This window comes from Lutibacter oricola (genome assembly GCF_900106565.1).
Taxonomy (GTDB): domain Bacteria; phylum Bacteroidota; class Bacteroidia; order Flavobacteriales; family Flavobacteriaceae; genus Lutibacter; species Lutibacter oricola.
This window is the reverse complement of record NZ_FNNJ01000003.1, coordinates 186595-209335: the sequence shown is the minus strand read 5'-3', so window position 1 is coordinate 209335 and position 22741 is coordinate 186595. Positions and strand designations below refer to the sequence as shown.

Here is a 22741-nt window from a genome sequence, read left to right as displayed (position 1 = left end):
ATTTGGGGATTTTCTATTAAAATAAATATTTTTATATTTATAGAACTAACTAACCTATCTTAACGTTGAATACATTTTCCATTAACTCTGTTTATGAAGAGATTTTTAAAACATTTCCTCAAGTTGAAATTGAAGAGCATATTAAAAAAATAATCGAATTAGATTATTACTATCCATACAATTCTACATTCTTCTGTATTACTAATACCGTAACCAAACAATTCGAATATATTAGCAAAAATTTTACTGCTTGTACTGGTCTAAAAAATGAAGACATGCTAAAAGGTGGAATGGACTATTTTTGGTCTAGATACCACGAAAATGATATTAATCTTTGGCTACAATGCCTACAAGGCTTAATGAATTTTACAATGAATGAATTAGACCCTGATAAAAGATCTAAAATGAGTTATACTTGGAATTATAGAATAAAAAATGCCCAAGGTAAATTTGTAACAATTATTCAAAATACAACACCAATTCAATTTGATAAAACCAACAAACCTATTGTTGGTTTAGCACATTACACCGTTCTTGAAGATGAAATTAGAATGGATATTTGCGCTTCTGCAAAATATTTAAATGACAAAAACGAATATGAAACTTTGTACTTTAATAATATTTCAAACAAAAATTTATTAGGTGCAGTAAGTAATCGCGAACGAGATATTATAAGACAGCTTTTAGTTAAAAAAACAAGTAAAGAAATTGCAGAAAGTCTTCATATTAGTAGACACACAGTTGATACCCACAGGCGAAATATTTTAAAAAAATTCAACTTAGCCTCTACTGGTGAGCTAATTAGCTATTTTAAAGGAAACATTAATTTGATTTAAATTACTCATTTTGAGTATTGTAATATAATATTGAACAGAGTACTTTAACAAAATCTAAATATAGGATTTTGGGAAATTGACTGTGATTAGTGAGAATCTTTGCAATTTTTTAATTGGGGTAGACGTTTGCATTCCCGCATTAGTTTTTATTTACACATAAATACAAATTTGTCGCCCCAGTTATTATTTAATTCACCTCCTTATTATTAAGCCCCTAAATTAAACTACAACTATGAAGTTAAGTAATGATTTTATAAAACACTTAAGACTTTTTGTGTATTATTACACCAATGGAACACTTCAGTTTAGAGTTGGTGATATTTTAGATATTGATATAGCTTATAAGGAAGTTTTAATCAATGACGCTTCTAACATGTCACTTATAATTGCTATTTACATGAATAATATTGAAATGGATGCTAATGGAATTGTTCTAAATCACGAGCATGCAATGAAACGCGCCTCTCAACAAATTAGACAAGCAATAGATTACACGTATAATGTAGAACCAGCTTTTGAATGCTGGGAACTAGAGTTGCACAATTAATACTCATTTAAGCCTAACAAAACTAAAGTACAAGCTCTTTCAAATTCAATATTATTTTCAGTTAATAAATTTTCAAATGTTACATTTTCAGTTCCAGGATTAAAAAGTACACGTTTTGGGTTTAACCCAATTATATAATTATAAAACTCTGGTTGATTTTTTGGTCCAACATACATTGTAACAGTATCTATATTTTCGAAATTAATTTTTTCTGTAACAATATCAATACCATTTACACTTCCTTTTCTTCGACCTAAAGCCTTAACTTCTATATTATTATCTTCTAACCGTTTAATTGCAATATTAGAATATCTCTTAGGGTTTTCTGATGCCCCAATAACTAGTGTTTTCTTATTCATATGTTAAAAATAGTTAAAGTATGTTAAACTGAGTAACATCTGTTACATTATAAAGTCTTTTAAACATAACAAAACTTACAAAATCAAATAATTCAAATTTACTAACTAATGAAAAACATACTATTAATTTGCAGTTTATTTATTTCACTTACTGCATTTGCTCAACTTCCTTCAAATACGGGGCCAAAATCTGGAACTGTGTCTGGAAAGGTAATAGACCAACAAACAAATGAAGCATTGCCTTATGTTTCTATTGTAATAAAAGATACTAACAACAAAACTATTAATGGAACTATTACAAGCGAAGAAGGTCTTTTTTCAATACATAAATTACCCGAAGGTGAAACTACTATAGAAATTCAATTTATGGGGTATAAAACAGTTCATAAAAAAGTTACGTTAAGTCGTTCAAATTTTAGAGTCGACTTAGGTACTATTGCTCTTGTTGAAGAAGCAACATCTTTAAATGAAGTTGAAATTATTGCTGAAACCTCAACGGTAACTCAAAAAATAGATAGAAAGGTAATTAATGTTGGTAAAGATTTAACTTCAGCTGGAGCAACAGCATCTGAACTGTTAAATAATGTACAATCTGTTTCTGTAGATAGTCAAACTGGAAGTTTAAGTTTACGTGGAAACGATAATGTTAGAGTACTAGTTGACGGTAAACCTACAAATATTAGTACAGAACAATTGCTAAAACAAATTCCTTCAACTTCTATTAAAAGTGTAGAGTTAATTACAAATCCTTCAGCAAAATATAGCCCTGAAGGAATGAGTGGTATTATTAATATAGTATTACATAAAAATGCGAACTTAGGTTTTAATGGTTCAATAAATTCAGGTATTACCTTCGGAAAAAATACACGTTACAATACTTCAGTAAATATGAATTTAAAGAAAGGGAAACTTAACTATTTTGTAAACTATGGTTTTAACAAAGGTAAAAACAGTAATAATGGTGGCGTTTCTAGATTTGATAACAACAGCACCCAAGATTTTGTTGGACTAAATGATAACGAGTCTCACCTTATAAAAGCTGGAGTAGATTATTATATTAACGATAAAAACACATTATCTGTATTTACCACACAAAATTTATATGATGGCGATGCAAATTCAAACTCTACGGTTGTTTATAACAATAACGATTTTGATAATATTCTTCAAGAAAACATAGCTATAAACAAAAATAGATCTCAAACTTATAACTTAAATTATAAAACTGAATTCGACAAAGAAGATCATAACCTTGAATTTGAAGTTAACTACAATAAAAATAACGGAGACGAAAATTCAATTTTTAATACTTCAATAGGAAATCCTGCTGTTTTATCTAGCTACAATGATATTGTTGATAATGACAGAACAAGTACAACAATTAATATAGATTACACCAACCCAATTTCTGAAAAGGGAAAACTAGAATTAGGCGTTGAAACTAGAATTAGAAAAACAGATAACAACTATGTAAGTACTAGTTTTGACAACTCTGATTATCAATACGATAGAAATATAAACTCATTATACGCCAACTACAGCCACAAGTTTAATAAATTAACAATGCAAGTTGGAGCAAGGTTAGAAAATTATAAAGTTGATGCTATACAAAATGGAACAAAAATATATGAAGATGATTACACAACCTTATATCCTTCAGCATTTTTAACGTATAATCCAAGCGAAAAAAATCAATTTCAACTTAGTTATAGCAGAAGAGTTGACAGACCAAATTTAGGGCAAGTTAATCCAATTAGAGAATGGAGCACACCAACAATTACATCATTTGGAAATCCAGAATTAGACCCTCAATTTACCAACTCTTTTGAAGTAAATTACACAAAACAGCTTAAAAATGGTTCCGTTACAGTTGGTACTTTTTATAGAGATATTAATAATAATATTTCACGTTTTTTCTTCGAAGACCCTACAGACCCAAACAAAACTATATTAACATTTGCAAATGCAGATGGAAATAGCTCATATGGTGTTGAACTATCTTCAAACTATAAAATAAATAGCTGGTGGAGAACAAATATAAGTTTCGATTTATACAGTGTAAAAGATCAAGGTGTAATTGGCACAGAAAACATTGAAGTTACCTCAACAACTTGGAACACAAGAATGAGCAATAATTTTAGTGCGTCTAAAAATTTAAAATTTCAACTTTTTGGTATGTATAGAGGAAATGTTCAAACAATTCAATGGGATATTAAACCAATGTGGAAAATTGATTTTGGTGCGAGCTTAAATGTTTTAAAAGGAAAAGGAACTGTAACTGCAAGAGTTAGCGATATTTTTGAAAGTATGAGTTTTAATTTCGATTCAGAAAAACCATACCCAAGCACAGGAGAATTCTTTTGGGAAAGTCAAAATGCATACATAGGATTTAACTATAGATTTGGAGGTGGAAAAAATAAAACCCGAAATAGAAAAAGAAGAGATAATAACGAAGTTAACGGAGGTGGTGGTTTTTTCTAAAACACCAACAAAAAGTAATAAAGCATTATTATAATTGTTTGAATTATTCGCCAAACCAACCATAATAACCTAAATAAAAAAGTCTCTAAACATTAGAGGCTTTTTGTAATAACAATTAATGAAAAAAGAAAACAACATAAAAATATTACTTACACTAATTATTATATTAGTTCATAGTTGTTATCTTTTTGCAAGTAAAAAAGACGATATAACGTTTCCAAATAGTAAATATTTAAATGAACACACTGTTAGGATTCCCCTAAAAATTGTAGATCATCTATTAATTATAGAAGCTCAAATTCAAAATAAAAAAGGTAATTTTATTTTTGACACTGGTTCTGAAACTTTAATACTAAATAGTGTTCATTTCCCCATTAAATATAAACCTTTAAAGAAAAAAGGTACAACTTCTGGAGTTTTAAATACTTTAGACAACCCTGTTGAAAAAAGGCTAAAGGAATTTAATCTAAAACACTTTAGCTTAAAAAATAAATCGTCTGACGTTATCAATTTATCTCATATTGAAAAAAGTAAAAAAATAAAGATTCTAGGTATCATTGGTTATAACATTTTAAAAGATTACGAAATATTTATAGACCTATACCTAAACCAAATTACATTAACTAAAGTTGATAAAAAGGGTAATAAACTATTTAATAAAGTTTATGCAGAGAAAATTGCAGATAGTGTAAGTTTTAAATTAAAAAAACATACTATTGTTGTACACTCTAACGTAAATGGAGAAAATTTACGTTTTGGTTTAGATACCGGAGCAGAATACAACCAATTAAATAAAAACTTAAACAAAAAAGTTTATAAATTGTTTTTACCTAAAAAGAGATTAATGTTACAAGGTGCTAGTTCAAAAAAAATTGAAGTTATGTCTGGTACATTAATTAAACTAAAACTAAGTGAAACTGTTTTTGTAGGTCCCATGAAAACAATGATTACGAATTTATCTAAAATGAACAATGCCTTTGGCACTAATTTAGATGGTATTATAGGGTACGAATTTCTAAAACGAAAAAGAACTATTATTAATTATAAAAAAGAAAAGCTTTATTTTATAAATAATCCTAAATTTAGAATGTGAAAAACACCATAAAACATATAATCACAATATGCTTAGTCATTTTAAGCCTTCATTCTTTTTCTCAAACTAAAGAATTAAAAGGTTATAAAATAGATGGAGATGAAATTGTTTTCACTTTTGACAAGAGAGATTATAAAAGAGCTTCAAAAACGCTTCCTTTTTTTGGGAAATTTAAAAACTTTGAAGATATAGATATTAAATCTGTAGGAGTTTCTGGTAATTTCAATAATTGGTCTATGAAAAACTGGAAAATGAAGAAGGTTAGTGAAAACATTTATGAATTAAGAAAAAAGATTAATAATTTTTCAAATAATTTTACTTGGGAATTTAAGTTTGTTGTTAATGAGTATTATTGGGCTGAGCCTTCAAAAAAAGATATTAATAGTATTCCTGCTTCAAAAGATGGTCGTCCATTATATGTTTATAATTTAAAACTTTTCACATCTCTTCATAAAGAAAATGGAAATGCAAAATTTAAATTAAAAGGCTACCCAAATGCAAAAAAAGTAATTCTTTCAGGAACTTTTAATAAATGGGATGAACGTGTTTTTCAAATGAAAAAACAAGGAGATGATTGGGTTTTAAATTTAGAGTTAAAACCAGATATATACGAATATAAATTTATTGTTGATGGAGATTGGATTTCAGATCCTGACAATAAAAATTTTAAAGATAACGAGCACGGCACAAAAAATTCAATACTAAATATAAGTAAAAAAGTTACCTTTAATTTATATGATTGTAAAGAAGCAAATGAAGTTATTTTATGTGGTAGCTTTAATAATTGGAATGAAGACGAAATAAAAATGTCCAAAACCCAAAAGGGCTGGACATTTTCAATGTTATTAAAATCTGGGAAACACCACTACAAGTATATTGTAGATGGTAATTGGATTACCGATCCGTTTAATTCTGTTAAAGAATTTGATGAAAACGGTAATATCAACTCCGTAATTATGATTAAATAATTACCAACGCATTACTACACTTCCCCAAGTAAACCCACTACCAAAAGCAGCAAGTACAACTACATCATTATCTTTAATTCTACCTTGTTCCCAAGCTTCAGATAAAGCTATAATTACTGATGCTGCCGTAGTATTTCCATATTTTTGAATATTACTGTGTACTTGATCGTTGCTTAATCTAAATTTCTTTTGAACAAATTGTGTGATACGTAAATTTGCTTGATGCGGAATAAACATATCAATATCAGTTGCTTCTAAACCATTGGTTTTTAAACCTTCCATTATAACTTCAGAAAAACGAACAACTGCATTTTTAAATACAAAAGTACCGTTCATATAAGGGAAATAAGACTCATCATTTTCATCATTACTTTCTAAAATTTCTGGAACCCAATGTTTAGCACTTGGTGCTAAAACTGTTAATTCTTTTGCGTGTTTTCCTTCTGAATGTAAATGAGATGATAAAATACCTCTTTTTGGATCTTCGCTTCTTGACAATACTGCCGCTCCTGCACCATCACCAAAAATTACTGAAACTCCTCTACCTCTAGTAGTTTTATCTAATCCTGAAGAATGATATTCTGCTCCAACAACTAAAACATTTTTATACATTCCTGTTTTAATAAACTGATCTGCAACAGACAAGGCGTAAACAAAACCAGAACATTGATTTCTTACATCTAATGCTCCAACTGTTCTCATTCCAAGCATTTCTTGTAATTGAACACCTCCACCTGGAAAATATAAATCTGGGCTTAATGTTGCAAAAACAATAAAATCAATATCATTAGGAGTTAAACCTGCTCTTTCTATAGCTATTTTAGAAGCCTTTGCTCCCATTACTGAAGAAGAATCATCGCTTCCTTCTTTTATCCATCTTCTTTCTTTTATACCAGTTCTTTCTTGAATCCACTCATCATTAGTGTCCATAAACTTGGCTAAATCATCATTTGTTACAACATTATCTGGCACATAGTAACCAAGGCCTGTAATTCTCGAATTATACATATATGTTAATTTTACTTTATTATAATCAAACATACTAAAAACTATATATTTTAACAATACAATAATTAGTAATCTTTCAATATTTATTTCCCTCGAATTTAATACATTTTTAGCACTTATCTATACTTTTACCTGTAATATTAGAGACACAAGCTATTTATAATAAGTTGTCGATTTACAACAATAAAAAAACCACTCATAATCAGTTTGTTCCATTATTATTTTTAATGTTTTTAACATTATATTAGTAACTATAAAATCAAGTTTTAATAGCTTTGATAACAATTCAATTAAATCTAACTTAATTATTATGAAAAATCTACTTTTAGTCATTGCGCTTTTTTGGGGAGGAATTTTATTTGCCCAAGAAAATTTGACCTATCAAAAACCTTCAAATGAAATTTTAGAACTGGCTGAAGCTCCTTTAGCTCCATCAATTAGAATAGATAAAAAAGGAGAAACTATTGTTTACTTATACAGAAGTAACTATAAAACAATTGAAGAATTATCTGAAACCGAAATGCGTTTGGGAGGTCTTAGAATAAATCCTGTTACTAATATTGGAAGTAGACAAAGTTATTATACTAATGTAAAAATTAGTTTAAAAAGAAATGAAAGGGAACAAGAAATTAGTGGCTTACCATTAAATGGTAGGTTTGCTTATTTCACTTGGTCACCAGATCAACAAAAAATGGCGTTTACAAATACAGTAAGTAATGGTGTTGAACTTTGGGTGTTAGACATCAAAACAAAATCTGCCAAAAAAATATCCAAAGCAAACCTTAATGCAAACATAGGCAAACCTTTCTCTTGGTTTAAAAATAGTGAATCTCTGCTTGTAAAGACTATTTCAAAAAATAAAAAACCTTTAATAGACACTAAAACAGCGACTCCAACTGGGCCAACAATATCTATAAGTGAATTAGGGAAAAAAGCACAAAATAGAACCTATCAAGATTTATTAAAAAATAAAAATGACGAGCATAATTTTGAACAATTAACACTTTCAGAATTATATAAAATATCCCTTAATGGTAATACAAAACTTTGGAAAGAAAGCGATATGTTTAGAAACATTTCATTTTCTCCTGATGGAACATATGTAATGGCTACAACCATTAATAAACCTTTTTCATACATAGTAACTTATAGTAGATTTCCTTCAAAAACAACTATTTACAACTCTCAAGGAAAATTAATAAATACATTTTTAGAAGTTCCTTTAATAGAAGATTTACCTAAAGGATTTATGTCAACTAGAAAAGGAAAAAGAAATGTTTCTTGGAGAGATGACAAGCCTTCAACACTATTTTGGTGTGAAGCTTTAGATGAAGGAGATCCAGCAAAAGAAGTTGATTTTAGAGATGAAGTTTTTGAAGTAGATGCTCCATTTAAAGGAAAAGGAACTTCTCTATTAAAAACAATAGGACGTTTTTATACTATTGAATGGGGAAATAATGAAACAGCTATAGCTCACGATTATTGGTGGAATACAAGAAACACAAAAACATACCTTTTCAATCCATCAAAAAATACTGTTAAACCTAAAATTATTTCAGATAGAAACTATCAAGACAAATATAATGACCCTGGAAATTTCGTTTCAAAAAGAAATGAATATGGTAAATACGTTCTTGATTTAGTTGGTGATAATGCTTTTTTAATGGGTGACGGTTTTAGTAAAGAAGGTAAATTTCCTTTTATTGATAAGGTAAATTTAAAATCTTCTAAAAAAGTTAGGCTTTACCAATCTTCATTAACTGATAAAATTGAAGATATTTCTTATGCTGTAGATATGAAAAAAGGTGAAATTCTTGTTAGAATTGAATCTAAAAACGAATATCCAAATTACTATATACGAAATATTAAAAAGAAAAATAATTTAACGCCTGTTACTCAGTTTAAAAACCCTTTCAAAAGTATTCAAAATGTACATAAAGAAGTAATCAAGTATAAACGTGAAGATGGCTTAGAATTATCTGGAACATTGTATTTACCAACTAACTTTAAAGAAGGGCAAAAATACCCTATGGTAATGTGGGCTTATCCTGAAGAGTTCAAAGACAAAAGTAGTGCAGGACAAAGCACTTCTAATTCCAATGAGTTTACCTACCCTTGGTATGGTTCTCCTATTTACTGGGTAACTCGAGGTTACGTAGTCTTAGACGATGCCTCTTTCCCTATTGTTGGTGAAGGAGATGAAGAACCTAATGATACATTTATTAAGCAACTTGTTTCTAATGCTAAAGCTGCTATTGATGCTGTAGATAATTTAGGTTATATTGATCGTGAAAAAGTTGCTGTTGGTGGGCATTCATATGGAGCATTTATGACGGCTAACTTACTTTCCCATTCAAATTTATTTGCTGCAGGTATTGCTCGAAGTGGTGCTTATAACAGAACACTTACTCCTTTCGGTTTTCAAAGTGAAGAAAGAAACTATTGGGAAGCACCTGAAATTTATTACAATATGTCTCCTTTTATGCACGCAGATAAAATGAAAACACCTTTATTGCTTGTTCACGGAGAAGCTGATAATAATTCAGGAACGTATCCTTTGCAAAGTGAACGTTATTTTAATGCCTTAAAAGGATTAGGCGCTCCGGTTCGATTAGTTATGCTACCTAAAGAAAGCCACGGATATAGAGCTAAAGAATCTGTTTTGCATATGCTTTGGGAACAAGATACTTGGTTAGAAAAACACGTAAAAAACAAAAAAAGTAAATAATATGTAACATTTTATTTATTAAAAAAGGCAGCTTAAAGCTGCCTTTTTTAATTGTATATAATTTGTATTTAATAAAGAGTCATAATTTCTTCAAGTTCCTTCCTTTTAATATTTGGCACGTATGCTTTTTCTGCCTCATAACCAACTGGCAACAATAAAAATGCGCGTTCGTTACTAGGTCTTTTTAATATTTTTTCTAAAAAACGCATTGGACTTGGAGTGTGTGTTAAAGTTACCAAACCAGCATTATGAACTGCAGAAATTAACATACCACAAGCCAAACCTACCGATTCATTCACATAATAATTTTGATGTTTATTACCTTCCTCATCAATTTCATAAGGTCTTTTAAAAACAATAATTAAATAAGGTGCTTTTTCTATAAAAGGTTTATTAGCATCGGTACCTAAATGTTTTAAATCATCTAGCCACTCATCGCTCATTCTTTCATTATAACTTTTGCGTTCTTCCTCTTCCGCAGCCAATCTAATTTGTGCTTTTATTTCTGCGCTTTTTACAACACAAAATGTCCAAGGCTGTTTATTTGCTCCTGAAGGTGCTGTAGAGGCCGTTTTTATAATATTTTCAATAACTTCAATAGGCACTTCCTTATTAGAAAAATCTCTAATTGAACGTCTTTTAGTATTGTAATTAAAATAATCTTGCGAGCGCTTTATCATTTCTTCTTCAGAAAAAACTTCTTGCTGATGCCTTATATGCTTAAAACCATCAATGGTAATAAAATCGGTTGTATCCATGTTCTTTTATTAAAAGCTAAAAATAGTAAAAAGATTTACATTGAAAATCCAATATGCCATAATGTCACAGTTATAAGTTTGGTACTTTATTTGACTAAGCATAAACAGTAAATAATAAATTAAAAAATATATAAATATGGCAACTGGAAATATTAATGTAACGGCTGAAAATATTTTTCCTATTATTAAGAAGTTCTTATACTCTGATCACGAAATATTTTTACGCGAATTAATTTCAAATGCAACTGATGCAACTTTAAAACTAAAACACCTTTCTACTTTAGGTGAAGTTAAAGGAGATATTGGAAACCCAATGTTAGAAATTAAAGTTGATAAAGAGAAAAAAGAAATTAGAATTATTGACCAAGGAATTGGAATGACCGGTGAAGAGGTTGAAAAATATATTAACCAAGTAGCTTTTTCTGGAGCTGAAGAATTTGTTGAAAAATACAAAGATAAAGTTGAAGATTCTGGAATTATTGGTCACTTTGGTTTAGGTTTTTACTCTTCATTTATGGTAGCTGAAAGAGTTGAAATTTTCTCTAAATCTTTTAAAGACGATGCAAAAGCTGTACGTTGGGAATGTGATGGAAGTCCTAAATATACACTTGAAGAAACTGACAGAACTGAAAGAGGTACTGAAATAGTTTTACACGTAGATGACGAATCTTTAGAGTTTTTAGAAGAAAGCAGAATTACTGAGCTTTTAAATAAATACAATAAATTTATGCCTATTCCAATTAAATTTGGAACTAAGGAAGAAACTTTACCATTACCAGAAGGTGCTGCTGAAGATGCTGAGGCTGAAAAAATTACTGTAGATAATATTGTAAACAACCCAACTCCAGCTTGGACAAAAAGCCCTAGCGAATTAAATGATGAAGATTACAAAACGTTCTACAGAGAATTGTATCCAATGCAGTTTGAAGAACCTTTATTTAATATTCACTTAAATGTTGATTACCCTTTTAACTTAACTGGTATTTTATACTTTCCTAAATTAAGTAAAAGTGTAGATCCAACTAAAGATAAAATTCAATTATACCAAAACCAAGTATTTGTAACTGATAATGTTGAAGGTATTGTACCAGACTTTTTACAAATGTTGCGTGGTGTTATTGACTCTCCAGATATTCCATTAAACGTATCTCGTTCGTACTTACAAGCAGATGGTGCTGTTAAAAAAATATCTAGCTATATTACACGTAAAGTTGCAGATAAATTAACAAGTTTATTCAAAAATGATCGTGAAGGTTTTGAAGCTAAATGGGACGATATTAAAGTTATTATCGAGTACGGAATGCTTTCTGAAGAAAAATTCTTCGAAAAATCTGACAAGTTTGCATTGTACCCAACTGTAGATAAAACGTATTTTACTTTTAATGAGTTAGTAGAAAAAATTAAACCTGCACAAACAGATAAAGATGATAAAACTATTGTTCTTTACGCATCTAATGCTGAAGCACAACATAGTTACATTGATGCTGCTAAAGCAAAAGGTTACGAAGTTCTATTATTAGATTCTCCAATTGTATCTCACCTAATTCAAAAATTAGAAGGTAGTAAAGAAAACATTCAATTTGTACGTGTAGATTCTGATCATATCGACAACTTAATTAAAAAAGATGAAGATGTAATTAGTAAACTTTCCGATGAAGAAAAAGAAACGTTAAAACCAATTATTGAAGAAGCTATTCCTAAAGAAACATACACTGTTCAATTAGAAGCAATGGACTCTAACGCAAATCCTTTTATGATTACACAACCTGAGTTTATGCGTAGAATGAAAGAAATGCAAGCTACAGGTGGTGGTGGAATGATGGGAATGGGTAATTTTCCAGAAATATACAACTTGGTTGTAAACACTAATAATGAATTAGTTAGTGAAATTTTAAACACTAAAACTAAAAAGAAACAAGAACGTTTAATTCAACAAGCTTTTGATTTAGCTAAGCTTTCGCAAGGTTTATTACAAGGTGAAGATTTAACTGAGTTTATTAAACGTAGTTTTCAAATGGTAAAATAATCCTTAAACTTTAAGGTTTAACATACATTTATAAAAGGCTTCAACCAAGGTTGAAGCTTTTTTATTATTTTTACAACCTATTAAAATACATTTTGGCATTTTATTTGTAAGTTAAAATTGAAAATGAACACATTTCAAAAAAATATAATATTATTGGTTATAGTTACTTTTGTAACATCTTTTGGATATTCTCAAACAAAAAAGTTTGACAACGCTACTACTGGAACAAAAAGTACCAATCAATTTCAAGCCAAAACTTCAACAAAAAAAATAACACCAAACAATACCAACTTCAATTTTAATTTAGATACAAAAATTGATAAAAAAGCAATTGCTAATACTATTAATAAAACCAAAAGTGAAGATCATTCTGGTTTTCTATTAGAAGAAAGACCAGAAGATAAAGACATTATTGGCCGTAAGTATTTAAATAATAAAGATGTTACGCATCAAAAATTAAAAAGTAGTATGAGTTTAGGTACTATTTCAACAGATTCTAAAGTTATTCGTGTTGAATGTAGAGATCACGCTGCTATTGATGGTGATATTATTAAAATTTACCTGAACGAAAAACATATTGGCTCTAGCGTTGCTTTAAAAGCTAGTAGTTTTGTTTTTTATGTTACGCTAGAAAAAGGTTATAATAGAATAGACTTTCAAGCAATGAACCAAGGTATGGCTGGTGCCAATACTGCTGAATTAAGAGTTTATGACGAAAAAGGAAATCAACTTTCAGCAAAAAACTGGTATTTAACTACAAACGCTACCGCTACCATAGGTGTTATTCAAAAACAATAATAAATTTCATTTATTAGCTTTACCTTAGCAACAAATAATAACGCTATTAAAATTACACATTCACATAAGGTTCCTAAAGGAGTTAGCAATATTAGAATGCAAGATTATGCTCCAAAGGCTTTTAATTTGTACATTCCATCCAATAGTGGAATTAAAAAAGCTATTAAAAAAGGGCTCTTCAAAATAAATAATGAAACTGCTAAAACTGGTTCTTGGGTGGTTTCTGGACAAACTATAGATTTAATTGAAAATGAAACTAATAAACCAAAAGTTTATGAGTTTAATCTACCCATTGTTTTTGAAGATGAATCTATTGCTATAATTAACAAACCTGCAGGAATTACTGTAAGTGGCAATCAATTTAAAACTATTTATAACGCTTTACCTTTTAACCTAACTAAAAGTACTGAAATTGATGCTTTAAGTTGGCCAACGCCAGTACATAGGCTAGATAACCAAACCTCTGGAATATTAGTTATAGCTAAAACTAAAACTGCACAAATTGAATTAGATAAGCAGTTTAAAAATAAAACCATTCAAAAAACTTATAGTACACTTGTTATTGGTGAAGTAACACAAAATGAAGATATTTCTACGCCTATTGAAGGTAAGCTTTCTACAACAAAATTTGAAATTAACGAAGTGACAAACTCACTAAAATTTGGTAAACTATCCTTTTTAAAAGTATATCCAAAAACTGGTAGAACGCACCAAATACGAATTCATATGGCTTCAATTGGGCATCCTATTTTAGGTGATAAACTATATGGAACTGCCGAAGCTTTACACAAAGGAAAAGGTTTGTTTTTAAATGCTACTGAAATTGAATTCTTTCACCCAAAAACACAAAAAAAGGTACACTATAAAATAGATGTACCTAATAAATTTATTACGTTAATAAATAGAGAAATCGATAGATTTATAAACGCTAATTAATTATAAAACTTCGTTTAACACTTTGGCCAGTCTAATACCACCTTTTTGTAATTGAGACAATACTAAACTAAAGTTATCATACATATACCTATAACTTAATTTATCTCCTTTTTTTACTTTACCATAAATATCTTTAGCTAAATCCCCCGTTTCATTAACCCAATCTACAACGTTTCCTTTTTCGACTTCCTTAATTTGAGCTTTCGAAAATTCATTCATGTTTTTTGCTATTTCCGAGTATGTCATCTCATAACTTTTAATCATATTCGAATCCCAAACTCTATGTAAATTAGATCCATTTCCAAACCATTGAACTTGAATATCATTAGCCCCTTTATCTTCCTTTCTTCCAACATGTAAAGGCATATGCAAATCACCAATTAAATGCACCAACATTTTTAAATGAAATGCTTTATCCTTTTTAGACGCATTTTTGTCTTTTAAAACCGATTTACATTCTTCAATTCCAGTTACTAAATCACCTTTAGGATTTTTTTCCGCATCTTCATACTTAACATCAAAAGGTTTATTTACATAATGCCAAGAATAATATTTGCTATAAGATCTATCCGACTTAATATCATCAGCGTAAGTAGAAACAAACACTAGCGTTTGCCCATCTAATATTTTTTTAATTTTTCGCTTTACACTATTTTTTAAGTGGCTTGAAGCTACTTCACCAATAGTACGGTGACCAGTTTGCCCCCAATCTGGTTTTTTATTTGTTGCATTAACTGCTAGTGTTACTAAAAAACAAGCAATAAAAACGTGTATATATTTTTTCATTTTACTTTTATTAATTTCTGCTAAGATAAAAATAAAGTTGCTCTTTCTCTTGGATTATCCAAAAAAATATACATATCTTTATGATATCATTTTAATATCACTATAAATAATTAATTATGTCAGAAGAAAAAATAATAAAAGTATCTAATGGTTATCTCATGTTATTCGTATTAATCTTATTTATAGTAGGGTTAATTGTAGGATTATTAAACAAATCCGTACTGTTTATGATTCTAAGTGTAGTTTTAGCAGCAATTACAATTCGAGGTTTTTTTCTTGTAAACCCAAACACAAGTAAAGTGCTACTTTTATTTGGTAAATATATAGGTACGGTAAAAGAAAATGGATTCTATTGGGCCAATCCTCTTTACAATAAAAGAGGAATTTCATTAAGAGCCAGTAATTTTGATAGTGAACGCGTTAAAGTTAATGATAAATTAGGTAACCCAATTATGATTAGCACCATTGCTGTATGGAAAGTTAAAGACACTTTTAAAGCTGCTTTTGATGTTGATAATTACGAAAATTTTGTAAGAGTACAATCAGATGCCGCTGTTAGAAAACTAGCTAGTTTATATCCTTATGATAATTTTCAAGATGAAGGTAAAGCCGAAGAAATTACTTTAAGAGCAAGTATGAATGAAGTAAGCGAAGCTTTAGAAAAAGAGCTTTCTGAAAGATTAGAAATGGCTGGCATTGAAGTTTTAGAAGCAAGAATTGGTTATTTAGCCTATGCTCAAGAAATAGCAAACGCTATGTTAAAACGCCAACAAGCAACTGCAATTATTGCTGCTCGTCATAAAATAGTTCAAGGTGCTGTTGGTATGGTTGAAATGGCTTTAGAAGAACTAAACAAAAATAATATTGTTGAATTAGACGAAGAACGAAAAGCTGCAATGGTGAGTAATTTAATGGTTGTTCTTTGTTCTGATAAAGATGTAGCACCAATAGTAAACACAGGAACTTTAAATCACTAGAATTATTTAATATAAGTATATGTACGAATATAAAATTATAAAACCCGAAAGTATTTGGAAAACTGGAGATGCAGTTTTGGAAGATTTATTTAACAAACATGCATCACAAGGTTGGAGAGTTATAAGTGTAGCTTTTAATCAAAGTGGGCATTTTACTAAAGCTGTTTTAGAAAAAAATAAAAATAGAGGATAATTAAAAGTATTAGTACTTTTGTAAACGATATTTAAACTAATTATGGCAAAAAAGAAAGCTTTTGCATTACGCATAAACGAAGACATGCTAAAAGCTGTTGAAAAATGGGCAGCTGATGAATTTCGTTCCACTAACGGCCAATTAGAATGGATGCTAAATAAATGTTTAAAAGAAGCTAAAAGACTACCAACAAAAAAAGATACGGATACTAAAGAATAAATAAAAACATGAGTCAAAACAAAGAAAAGATCTTAAAATATAGATTCTTCAATCTGTTTCACTCAATTCAAAATTACAAGATATAAAAAAAGCCAAACGTTAACGTTTGGCTTTTTTGTTTTTTATATCAACTTTTAATTTTTGTAAAAAAACTCAAAGTTGTTGAGATTCTAAATCAAGTTCAGAAAAACGTTTCTATTTTTTCTTTGGGTGAACTAAAGTCATTTCATCAATTAAATTAGTTGCTCCTGCATACTTATCAATAATAAAAAGAACATAACGTACATCTACTGCAATACTACGTACAATATCAGCATCAAAATATAAATCACTCATTGTACCTTCCCAAGTAGTATCAAATGCTAAACCTGTCATATTTCCTTCACCATCAACTATTGGGCTTCCAGAATTTCCACCTGTCATATGGTTTGTAGACAAGTAGTTTACTGGCATAGTTCCATTTTCTCCATACTGACCATAATCTTTAGCTTTGTATAAGTCTCTTAATTTTTGAGGTACATCAAACTCATAATCTCCAGCTTTGTATTTTTCCATAACACCTTTTAACGTTGTTGAAGTGGTATAGAAAACACCATCTTTAGGCTGGTATCCTTCAACTCTACCATAATTTACACGTAACGTACTATTAGCATCTGGAAAAAAACGTTTGTTAGGAAAAACTTCCATTAAGGCTTTCATATATTTTTTTTGAACAGCTGCCAATTGTAAATTTAATTGCTGATACTTTGGCTCAATTTGAGTATAAAATATAGTATGCAATTCTTTCCCAAAAGCATATCCTTTATCAGCATTTAATTTTTTCATTACCTCTTCACCAGAACCGCTTAATAATTCTTCAACAGTTTGTAAGCTTGTAAATTTAGAAGATGCAAAAATATCTTTAGTTAGAGTATTAATATCAACATTTTTCATATTTTCCGGCACATACTCTTTTGGAGCTTTTTCAGCATATAAACTAACAAGCCTTGCAAAAACAGGCTCATCTACTTTAGCACTATAATTTTTAAATTTTCCTTTATAGCTATCTAATATTCTAGTTCTAGTTTGTTCAAAAGCAGCTTCACCTCCACGAGTAAAAGCCTGCTCTAATTGATATGCACTAAATGTATTTCCTAATAACTCAACATTTCTGTATGCTACTTCGATCCAGTAATCTCTAGCTAAAGAAACACTCTCTATTTCTTTATATAATGTTTCAAAATCAGCTAATAAAGTACTATAACCAACCAAATCTTTTTCCTTTACAGCTTTTGTAAAATCAGCTTCTAATTCGCGTTTTAACTCAATAGCATTTGTTTGGTGAATACCTTGACTTTCTCCAATCCATTTTTTCCAATAATTTGCAACACTTGCATATTTAGATGCGTATTGAATTTTTATTGCTTGATCCGCTCTCATAAACTCATTGATAATTTCCAATGCATTTTCGCGAATTTCAATTTTTGCAGGATTTAATTTATTTACAATTTGGTCTACACCAACTGCAGGTAAATATTCATTTGTTCTTCCAGGAAAACCAAATACCATAGAAAAATCATACTTTTCAACACCATCTAAAGAAATTGGTAAGTGATAAGCCGGTTTGTAAGGCTTGTTATCTTTAGAATATTCAGCCGGTCTATTATTAGCATCTGCATATACTCTAAACATTGAGAAATCTCCAGTATGTCTAGGCCACATCCAGTTATCTGTATCAGAACCATATTTTCCAATAGATGTTGGAGGTGCTCCTACTAAACGAACATCTTTAAATGTTTCTACAACAAATATTAAATATTGGTTTCCTTTATAAAACTCTTTAATATAAGCACTTTGCCATTCTTCTTTAGGTACTTCTTTAGTAATTTTTTGAATGTTTTTATTAACCAAACTAGCTTTAGCTGCTTCATCCATATCTTCAGTTACACCAGCCATAACTTCACTAGTTACATCATTAATTGTTTTAATAAATGTAACTGTTAAACCTTCATTTGGTAATTCATCTTCCATAGATTTTGCCCAAAAACCATCCTTAAGATAATCGTGTTCAACACTAGAATGTGATTGAATTCTACCATAACCACAGTGGTGATTTGTAAGTAACAATCCTTTTGAAGAAATTAGTTCTGAAGTACAACCATTTCCAAAATGCCCAATAGCATCTTTTAAACTAGATTTATTTACTGAATAAATGTCTTCTGCAGTCATTTTACTACCTAGTAACTGCATTTCATCTTCATTCATTCCTTCCAACAAAGAAGGAATCCACATTCCTCCTTGGATTTTTTTTGTATCTACTTGAGCAAATGCACTAATTGAAATAAATGCAATAGCAAGTAATAAATACGATTTAAAATTTCTCATTTGTATATAATTAATAATTGTTTGAATTCTATTTTTTTGGATGCACTAAAGTCATTTCATTAATTAAGTTAGTTGCTCCAGCATATTTATCTACAATAAATAAAACATAACGAACATCTACCATAATATTTCTACAAATATCTGCATCGTAATTAAGGTCACTCATTGTCCCTTCCCAAACTCTATCAAAGTTTAATCCAATTAAATTTCCTTCAGCATCAATTGCTGGACTTCCAGAGTTTCCTCCAGTTGTATGATTTGTTCCAATAAAACAAACTGGCATTTTACCATTATCTGCATATTGTCCATAGTCTTTCGCATTGTATAAGTCGATTAATTTTTGAGGTACATCGAACTCATAATCTCCTGGAACAAATTTTTCAATTACACCTTTTAAGTAAGTAGTATTTCCATAACGCATTCCATCTTTTGGAGCATAACCTTTAACTTGTCCGTAAGTTACACGCAATGTACTATTTGCATCAGGAAAAAATCTTTTGTTTGGAAATACCTCCATTAAAGCTTTCATATATTCTTTTTGAACTGCTGCAATTTTTAAATTCGCTTCTTGAAATTTTGGTTCTATTTTAAAGTAGAAAGTACTATGTAAATCTTTACCAAATTTATATCCAGCATCAGCATTTAATTTCTCAATAACTTCTTTTGGTGTACCGCTTAATAATTCTTCAGCACCAACCAAGCTAGTTAATTTAGATGTTGTATAAATATTATTTGTAATTTCTGAAATATTTACATTTTGCATAGAAGCAGGAACGTAATCTTTAGGAGCTTTTTTAGCATATAAACTGACTAATTTTTCAAAAACTGGCTTATCTACTTTTGCGCTATAGTTTTTATAAAAACCTTTATATCTATTTAATAATGATGTTCTTGCACTTTCAAATGCTTTATCTCCACCACGTAAAAATGCTTGTTCTAATTGAAATGCTCTAAACGATGCATTTAATAATTCTGTATTTCTGTAGGCAACTTCAATCCAGTAATCTCTAGCTAAAGAAACAGCTTCAACTTCTTTGTATAAAGTTTCAAAATCCGACAATAACGTTTTGTAACCTACTAATTCTTTTTCGTTTACAATTTTAGAAAACTCTGTTTCTAAATCTCTTTTCTTTTGAATTGCTTTTGATTTTTCAATTCCTTGATTTTCACCAATCCATTTTTTCCAATAATTTGCAATTGAAGCATATTTTGAAGCATATTTAATTTTTACAGCTTGATCAGCTCTCATAAATCCATCAACAATTTTTAAAGCATTTTCTCGTACTTCAATTTTAGCAGGATTTAAAACATTCACAGTTTGATCAACTGCTACAGCTGGTAAATATTCATTTGTTCTTCCTGGAAAACCAAATACTAATGTAAAATCACCTTCTTCAACTCCGTCTAAAGAAACTGGTAAATGATGCGCTGGTTTATAAGGAACATTATCTTTAGAGTAATCTGCAGGCTTATTATCTTTATTTGCATAAATTCTAAACATAGAAAAATCTCCAGTATGTCTTGGCCACATCCAGTTATCTGTATCTGAACCAAATTTACCAATAGATGTTGGAGGCGCACCAACCAAACGCACATCTGTAAATTCTTCCGTTACAAATAATATATACTGATTTCCTTTGTAAAAAGATTTTATGTTTGCTTTTTGCCAAGTTTCCTTTTGAGCTGCTTTTGCAACTTTATCAATATTCTGGCTAATTATTTTTTGTTTGGCAGCTTCATCCATTTCATCAGTAACACCAACAAAAACAGCCTCAGTTACATCATCTATTCTTTTAATAAATGTTACCGAAAAATTTTCGTTTGGTAATTCTTCAGCATAACTTTTTGCCCAAAAACCATCTTTTAAATAATCGTGTTCAACACTAGAATGTGATTGAATTACACCATAACCACAATGGTGATTTGTAAGTAACAATCCGTTTGGAGAAATTACTTCAGAAGTACAACCTCCATTAAAATGCACAATAGCATCTTTTAAACTTGAATTATTTACCGAATAAATATCTTCAGCAGTCATTTTGCTACCTAAAAGTTTCATTTCCTCTTCATTCATTCCTTTTAATAATGATGGAATCCACATTCCTCCTTGAATTTCACGAGTATCAACTTTTTGAGTTTTGTTTTTAGCAACTTTCGTAGTGTCTTGCATTGTATTACAAGAAACTATAACTAGTGCCAATAAAAAGTAAATTTTTATAAATTTCATTTGATAAGTTTTTAATCTTCCAAAGATACATAAACCTAAAAATTTTAATCTTAAAAACTTCCTAAAAAAATGTATTTTAGCCGAAATCTAATTTTTTTATGGATACTACACCCTTTTTTACACAAGACACAATTGTTTTTGGAATATTAATGCTTTGCCTTGGTTTTGTTTTTTACACTTCAAATAGTGACAACAAGTTTTGGAAAAAGTTTTATAAAATTATTCCTGCATTATTAATGGCCTATATGTTGCCTGCATTATTTACTACTTTAGGAATTATTTCTCCTGAATGGGGAATAGAAAATGAACAAGGAGAATTAATTGAAGTATTAGGTAAATCACAGGCATATTATGTTGCCAGTAGATTTCTTTTACCAGCCGCATTGGTTTTAATGACATTGAGTATTGATTTAAAAGCTGTTTTCAACTTGGGACCTAAAGCCTTAATAATGTTTTTAACAGGTACAGCAGGTATTATTATTGGTGGACCTATTGCTATTTTATTAGTGTCTTTAGTTTCTCCTGAAACTGTTGGAGGTGCCGATTTTAATGCTGTTTGGAGAGGTTTAGCAACATTGGCAGGAAGTTGGATTGGAGGTGGTGCAAACCAAGCTGCAATGCTAGAAATTTATAAATTTAACCAAGCAAATTATGCAAGTTTTGTAATTGTTGATATTGTTGTTGCTAATATTTGGATGGCTATTTTACTTTTTGGTATTGGAAAAAAAGAGAAAATTGACAAATGGTTAAAGGCAGATACATCTGCTATTGAAGAGTTAAAAGAAAAAGTTTCTAGCTATGGTGCTAAAATTTCAAGAAACCCTTCATTAACTGACCTTATGGTTATTTTAGGAATTGCTTTTACCGTAGTTGGAATTTCTCATTGGGGAGCTGAAGGTATGTCTACCTTTTTAAAAGAAAACATCGAATCTGTTGCAAACCCAAAATCAGCAATGTCATCTTTTGGCTCAAAATTCTTTTGGATGATTAGTATTGCTACTTTTTTAGGTATTATTTTATCTTTTACTAAATTAAAAACTTATGAAGGTGCAGGTGCAAGTAAAATAGGAAGTGTATTTATTTACATTTTAGTAGCTTCAATTGGTATGAAAATGGATTTAACTAAAATATTAGACAATCCTGGTTTGTTAGTTGTTGGACTAGTATGGATGGCTACACACGTATTATTACTTGTAATTATGGCTAAACTAATTAAAGCTCCATATTTCTTTTTAGCAATTGGTAGTAAAGCAAATGTTGGAGGTGCGGCATCAGCACCTGTTGTTGCAGCAGCCTTTCACCCATCTTTAGCTACTGTGGGTGTATTATTAGCTGTTTTTGGCTATGTTGTTGGAACTTACGGAGCTATGTTAACTGCCGAATTAATGAGAATTGTTTCGGAAATAGTTGCTGTATAATTTCTTTTATTAATGGATT

The 22741-nt window shown here is 29.6% G+C and carries 19 protein-coding genes; 13 read left to right on the top strand and 6 right to left on the bottom strand.

Going from position 1 to position 22741, the window contains the following annotated elements:
* Positions 1-65 precede the first annotated feature (65 nt).
* Together BLU40_RS08635 and BLU40_RS08630 are read left to right on the top strand one after the other, a co-directional pair.
* Positions 66-836 (top strand): response regulator transcription factor, encoded by a 771-nt coding sequence (locus tag BLU40_RS08635; protein WP_090122412.1) that lies wholly within the window; start codon positions 66-68, stop codon positions 834-836.
* A gap of 232 nt (positions 837-1068) precedes the next feature.
* The gene (locus BLU40_RS08630) at positions 1069-1383 is read left to right on the top strand and encodes a DUF7677 family protein (protein WP_090122409.1); all 315 of its coding nucleotides are present in this window, start codon (positions 1069-1071) and stop codon (positions 1381-1383) included.
* On the opposite strand, the gene BLU40_RS08625 is transcribed toward BLU40_RS08630, so the two are convergent.
* On the bottom strand, positions 1380-1742 hold the full coding sequence (locus BLU40_RS08625; RefSeq protein ID WP_090122406.1) for a CoA-binding protein: 363 nt from the start codon (positions 1740-1742) through the stop codon (positions 1380-1382). The two genes, BLU40_RS08630 and BLU40_RS08625, sit on opposite strands and share 4 nt — an antisense overlap.
* A 108-nt stretch (positions 1743-1850) precedes the next feature.
* Between BLU40_RS08625 and BLU40_RS08620 the strand changes: the two genes are divergently transcribed.
* The 3 genes from BLU40_RS08620 (at position 1851) to BLU40_RS08610 (ending at position 6284) form a co-directional block, all read left to right on the top strand.
* Positions 1851-4223 (top strand): TonB-dependent receptor, encoded by a 2373-nt coding sequence (locus BLU40_RS08620; RefSeq protein WP_090122404.1) that lies wholly within the window; start codon positions 1851-1853, stop codon positions 4221-4223.
* A 118-nt stretch (positions 4224-4341) separates the two neighbouring features.
* On the top strand, positions 4342-5316 hold the full coding sequence (locus tag BLU40_RS08615) for a pepsin/retropepsin-like aspartic protease family protein (protein ID WP_090122402.1): 975 nt from the start codon (positions 4342-4344) through the stop codon (positions 5314-5316).
* Complete coding sequence (locus BLU40_RS08610; RefSeq protein WP_090122399.1) at positions 5313-6284, top strand: early set domain-containing protein; 972 nt, start codon at positions 5313-5315, stop codon at positions 6282-6284. Before BLU40_RS08615 ends, BLU40_RS08610 begins: the two co-directional genes overlap by 4 nt.
* On the opposite strand, the gene BLU40_RS08605 is transcribed toward BLU40_RS08610, so the two are convergent.
* The gene (locus BLU40_RS08605) at positions 6285-7292 is read right to left on the bottom strand and encodes a 3-oxoacyl-ACP synthase III family protein (RefSeq protein WP_090122716.1); all 1008 of its coding nucleotides are present in this window, start codon (positions 7290-7292) and stop codon (positions 6285-6287) included. It abuts the gene before it with no gap.
* A gap of 310 nt (positions 7293-7602) precedes the next feature.
* Between BLU40_RS08605 and BLU40_RS08600 the strand changes: the two genes are divergently transcribed.
* On the top strand, positions 7603-10020 hold the full coding sequence (locus BLU40_RS08600; RefSeq protein ID WP_175454761.1) for an alpha/beta hydrolase family protein: 2418 nt from the start codon (positions 7603-7605) through the stop codon (positions 10018-10020).
* Positions 10021-10088: 68 nt separating this feature from the next.
* Here the strand turns inward: BLU40_RS08600 and BLU40_RS08595 are convergent, their stop codons facing one another.
* Positions 10089-10778, bottom strand: a complete 690-nt coding sequence (locus tag BLU40_RS08595; RefSeq protein ID WP_090122395.1) for a nitroreductase family protein — start codon at positions 10776-10778, stop codon at positions 10089-10091.
* 136 nt (positions 10779-10914) lie between these two features.
* Here BLU40_RS08595 and htpG point away from each other — a divergent pair, with 136 nt between their 5' ends.
* From htpG to BLU40_RS08580, 3 genes are all read left to right on the top strand, one after another.
* Positions 10915-12804 carry a molecular chaperone HtpG gene (gene htpG / locus BLU40_RS08590; protein ID WP_090122393.1) on the top strand — a complete coding sequence of 630 codons (1890 nt, stop codon included), beginning with the start codon at positions 10915-10917 and terminating at the stop codon, positions 12802-12804.
* A gap of 123 nt (positions 12805-12927) precedes the next feature.
* Complete coding sequence (locus BLU40_RS08585) at positions 12928-13602, top strand: hypothetical protein (RefSeq protein ID WP_090122391.1); 675 nt, start codon at positions 12928-12930, stop codon at positions 13600-13602.
* Positions 13603-13698: 96 nt separating this feature from the next.
* Positions 13699-14538, top strand: coding sequence for an RluA family pseudouridine synthase (locus BLU40_RS08580; protein WP_090122388.1), 840 nt, complete (start codon positions 13699-13701; stop codon positions 14536-14538).
* On the opposite strand, the gene BLU40_RS08575 is transcribed toward BLU40_RS08580, so the two are convergent.
* Positions 14539-15324 (bottom strand): S1/P1 nuclease, encoded by a 786-nt coding sequence (locus BLU40_RS08575; protein WP_090122385.1) that lies wholly within the window; start codon positions 15322-15324, stop codon positions 14539-14541.
* A gap of 116 nt (positions 15325-15440) precedes the next feature.
* Here BLU40_RS08575 and BLU40_RS08570 point away from each other — a divergent pair, with 116 nt between their 5' ends.
* Genes BLU40_RS08570 through BLU40_RS08560 form a run of 3 tightly spaced genes read left to right on the top strand, consistent with a single transcriptional unit; the run spans position 15441 to position 16713 of the window.
* The gene (locus BLU40_RS08570; protein WP_090122382.1) at positions 15441-16301 is read left to right on the top strand and encodes an SPFH domain-containing protein; all 861 of its coding nucleotides are present in this window, start codon (positions 15441-15443) and stop codon (positions 16299-16301) included.
* A gap of 19 nt (positions 16302-16320) precedes the next feature.
* Positions 16321-16494, top strand: coding sequence for a DUF4177 domain-containing protein (locus BLU40_RS08565; protein ID WP_090122380.1), 174 nt, complete (start codon positions 16321-16323; stop codon positions 16492-16494).
* Between the two features lie 42 nt (positions 16495-16536).
* A complete protein-coding gene (locus BLU40_RS08560) occupies positions 16537-16713 on the top strand; it encodes a type II toxin-antitoxin system antitoxin (protein WP_090122377.1) in 177 nt (58 codons plus the stop codon).
* 195 nt (positions 16714-16908) lie between these two features.
* Here BLU40_RS08560 and BLU40_RS08555 read toward each other — a convergent pair whose 3' ends face one another.
* Together BLU40_RS08555 and BLU40_RS08550 are read right to left on the bottom strand one after the other, a co-directional pair.
* The gene (locus tag BLU40_RS08555) at positions 16909-19077 is read right to left on the bottom strand and encodes a S46 family peptidase (RefSeq protein WP_090122375.1); all 2169 of its coding nucleotides are present in this window, start codon (positions 19075-19077) and stop codon (positions 16909-16911) included.
* Between the two features lie 28 nt (positions 19078-19105).
* Entirely contained in the window at positions 19106-21247 is a 2142-nt protein-coding gene (locus BLU40_RS08550) for a S46 family peptidase (RefSeq protein ID WP_245729922.1), read from the bottom strand.
* 155 nt (positions 21248-21402) lie between these two features.
* Here BLU40_RS08550 and BLU40_RS08545 point away from each other — a divergent pair, with 155 nt between their 5' ends.
* Entirely contained in the window at positions 21403-22722 is a 1320-nt protein-coding gene (locus tag BLU40_RS08545) for a DUF819 family protein (RefSeq protein WP_090122368.1), read from the top strand.
* Positions 22723-22741: the final 19 nt, after the last annotated feature.

Bases quoted from the DNA above. Each gene is read 5' to 3' on its own strand.
- BLU40_RS08630 (WP_090122409.1), top strand. From the start codon at position 1,069: ATGAAGTTAAGTAATGATTTTATAAAACACTTAAGACTTTTTGTGTAT.
- BLU40_RS08625 (WP_090122406.1), bottom strand. From the start codon at position 1,742: ATGAATAAGAAAACACTAGTTATTGGGGCATCAGAAAACCCTAAGAGA.
- BLU40_RS08620 (WP_090122404.1), top strand. From the start codon at position 1,851: ATGAAAAACATACTATTAATTTGCAGTTTATTTATTTCACTTACTGCA.
- BLU40_RS08615 (WP_090122402.1), top strand. From the start codon at position 4,342: ATGAAAAAAGAAAACAACATAAAAATATTACTTACACTAATTATTATA.
- BLU40_RS08605 (WP_090122716.1), bottom strand. From the start codon at position 7,292: ATGTATAATTCGAGAATTACAGGCCTTGGTTACTATGTGCCAGATAAT.
- BLU40_RS08600 (WP_175454761.1), top strand. From the start codon at position 7,603: ATGAAAAATCTACTTTTAGTCATTGCGCTTTTTTGGGGAGGAATTTTA.
- BLU40_RS08595 (WP_090122395.1), bottom strand. From the start codon at position 10,778: ATGGATACAACCGATTTTATTACCATTGATGGTTTTAAGCATATAAGG.
- htpG (WP_090122393.1), top strand. From the start codon at position 10,915: ATGGCAACTGGAAATATTAATGTAACGGCTGAAAATATTTTTCCTATT.
- BLU40_RS08585 (WP_090122391.1), top strand. From the start codon at position 12,928: ATGAACACATTTCAAAAAAATATAATATTATTGGTTATAGTTACTTTT.
- BLU40_RS08580 (WP_090122388.1), top strand. From the start codon at position 13,699: ATGCAAGATTATGCTCCAAAGGCTTTTAATTTGTACATTCCATCCAAT.
- BLU40_RS08575 (WP_090122385.1), bottom strand. From the start codon at position 15,324: ATGAAAAAATATATACACGTTTTTATTGCTTGTTTTTTAGTAACACTA.
- BLU40_RS08570 (WP_090122382.1), top strand. From the start codon at position 15,441: ATGTCAGAAGAAAAAATAATAAAAGTATCTAATGGTTATCTCATGTTA.
- BLU40_RS08565 (WP_090122380.1), top strand. From the start codon at position 16,321: ATGTACGAATATAAAATTATAAAACCCGAAAGTATTTGGAAAACTGGA.
- BLU40_RS08560 (WP_090122377.1), top strand. From the start codon at position 16,537: ATGGCAAAAAAGAAAGCTTTTGCATTACGCATAAACGAAGACATGCTA.
- BLU40_RS08555 (WP_090122375.1), bottom strand. From the start codon at position 19,077: ATGAGAAATTTTAAATCGTATTTATTACTTGCTATTGCATTTATTTCA.
- BLU40_RS08550 (WP_245729922.1), bottom strand. From the start codon at position 21,247: ATGCAAGACACTACGAAAGTTGCTAAAAACAAAACTCAAAAAGTTGAT.
- BLU40_RS08545 (WP_090122368.1), top strand. From the start codon at position 21,403: ATGGATACTACACCCTTTTTTACACAAGACACAATTGTTTTTGGAATA.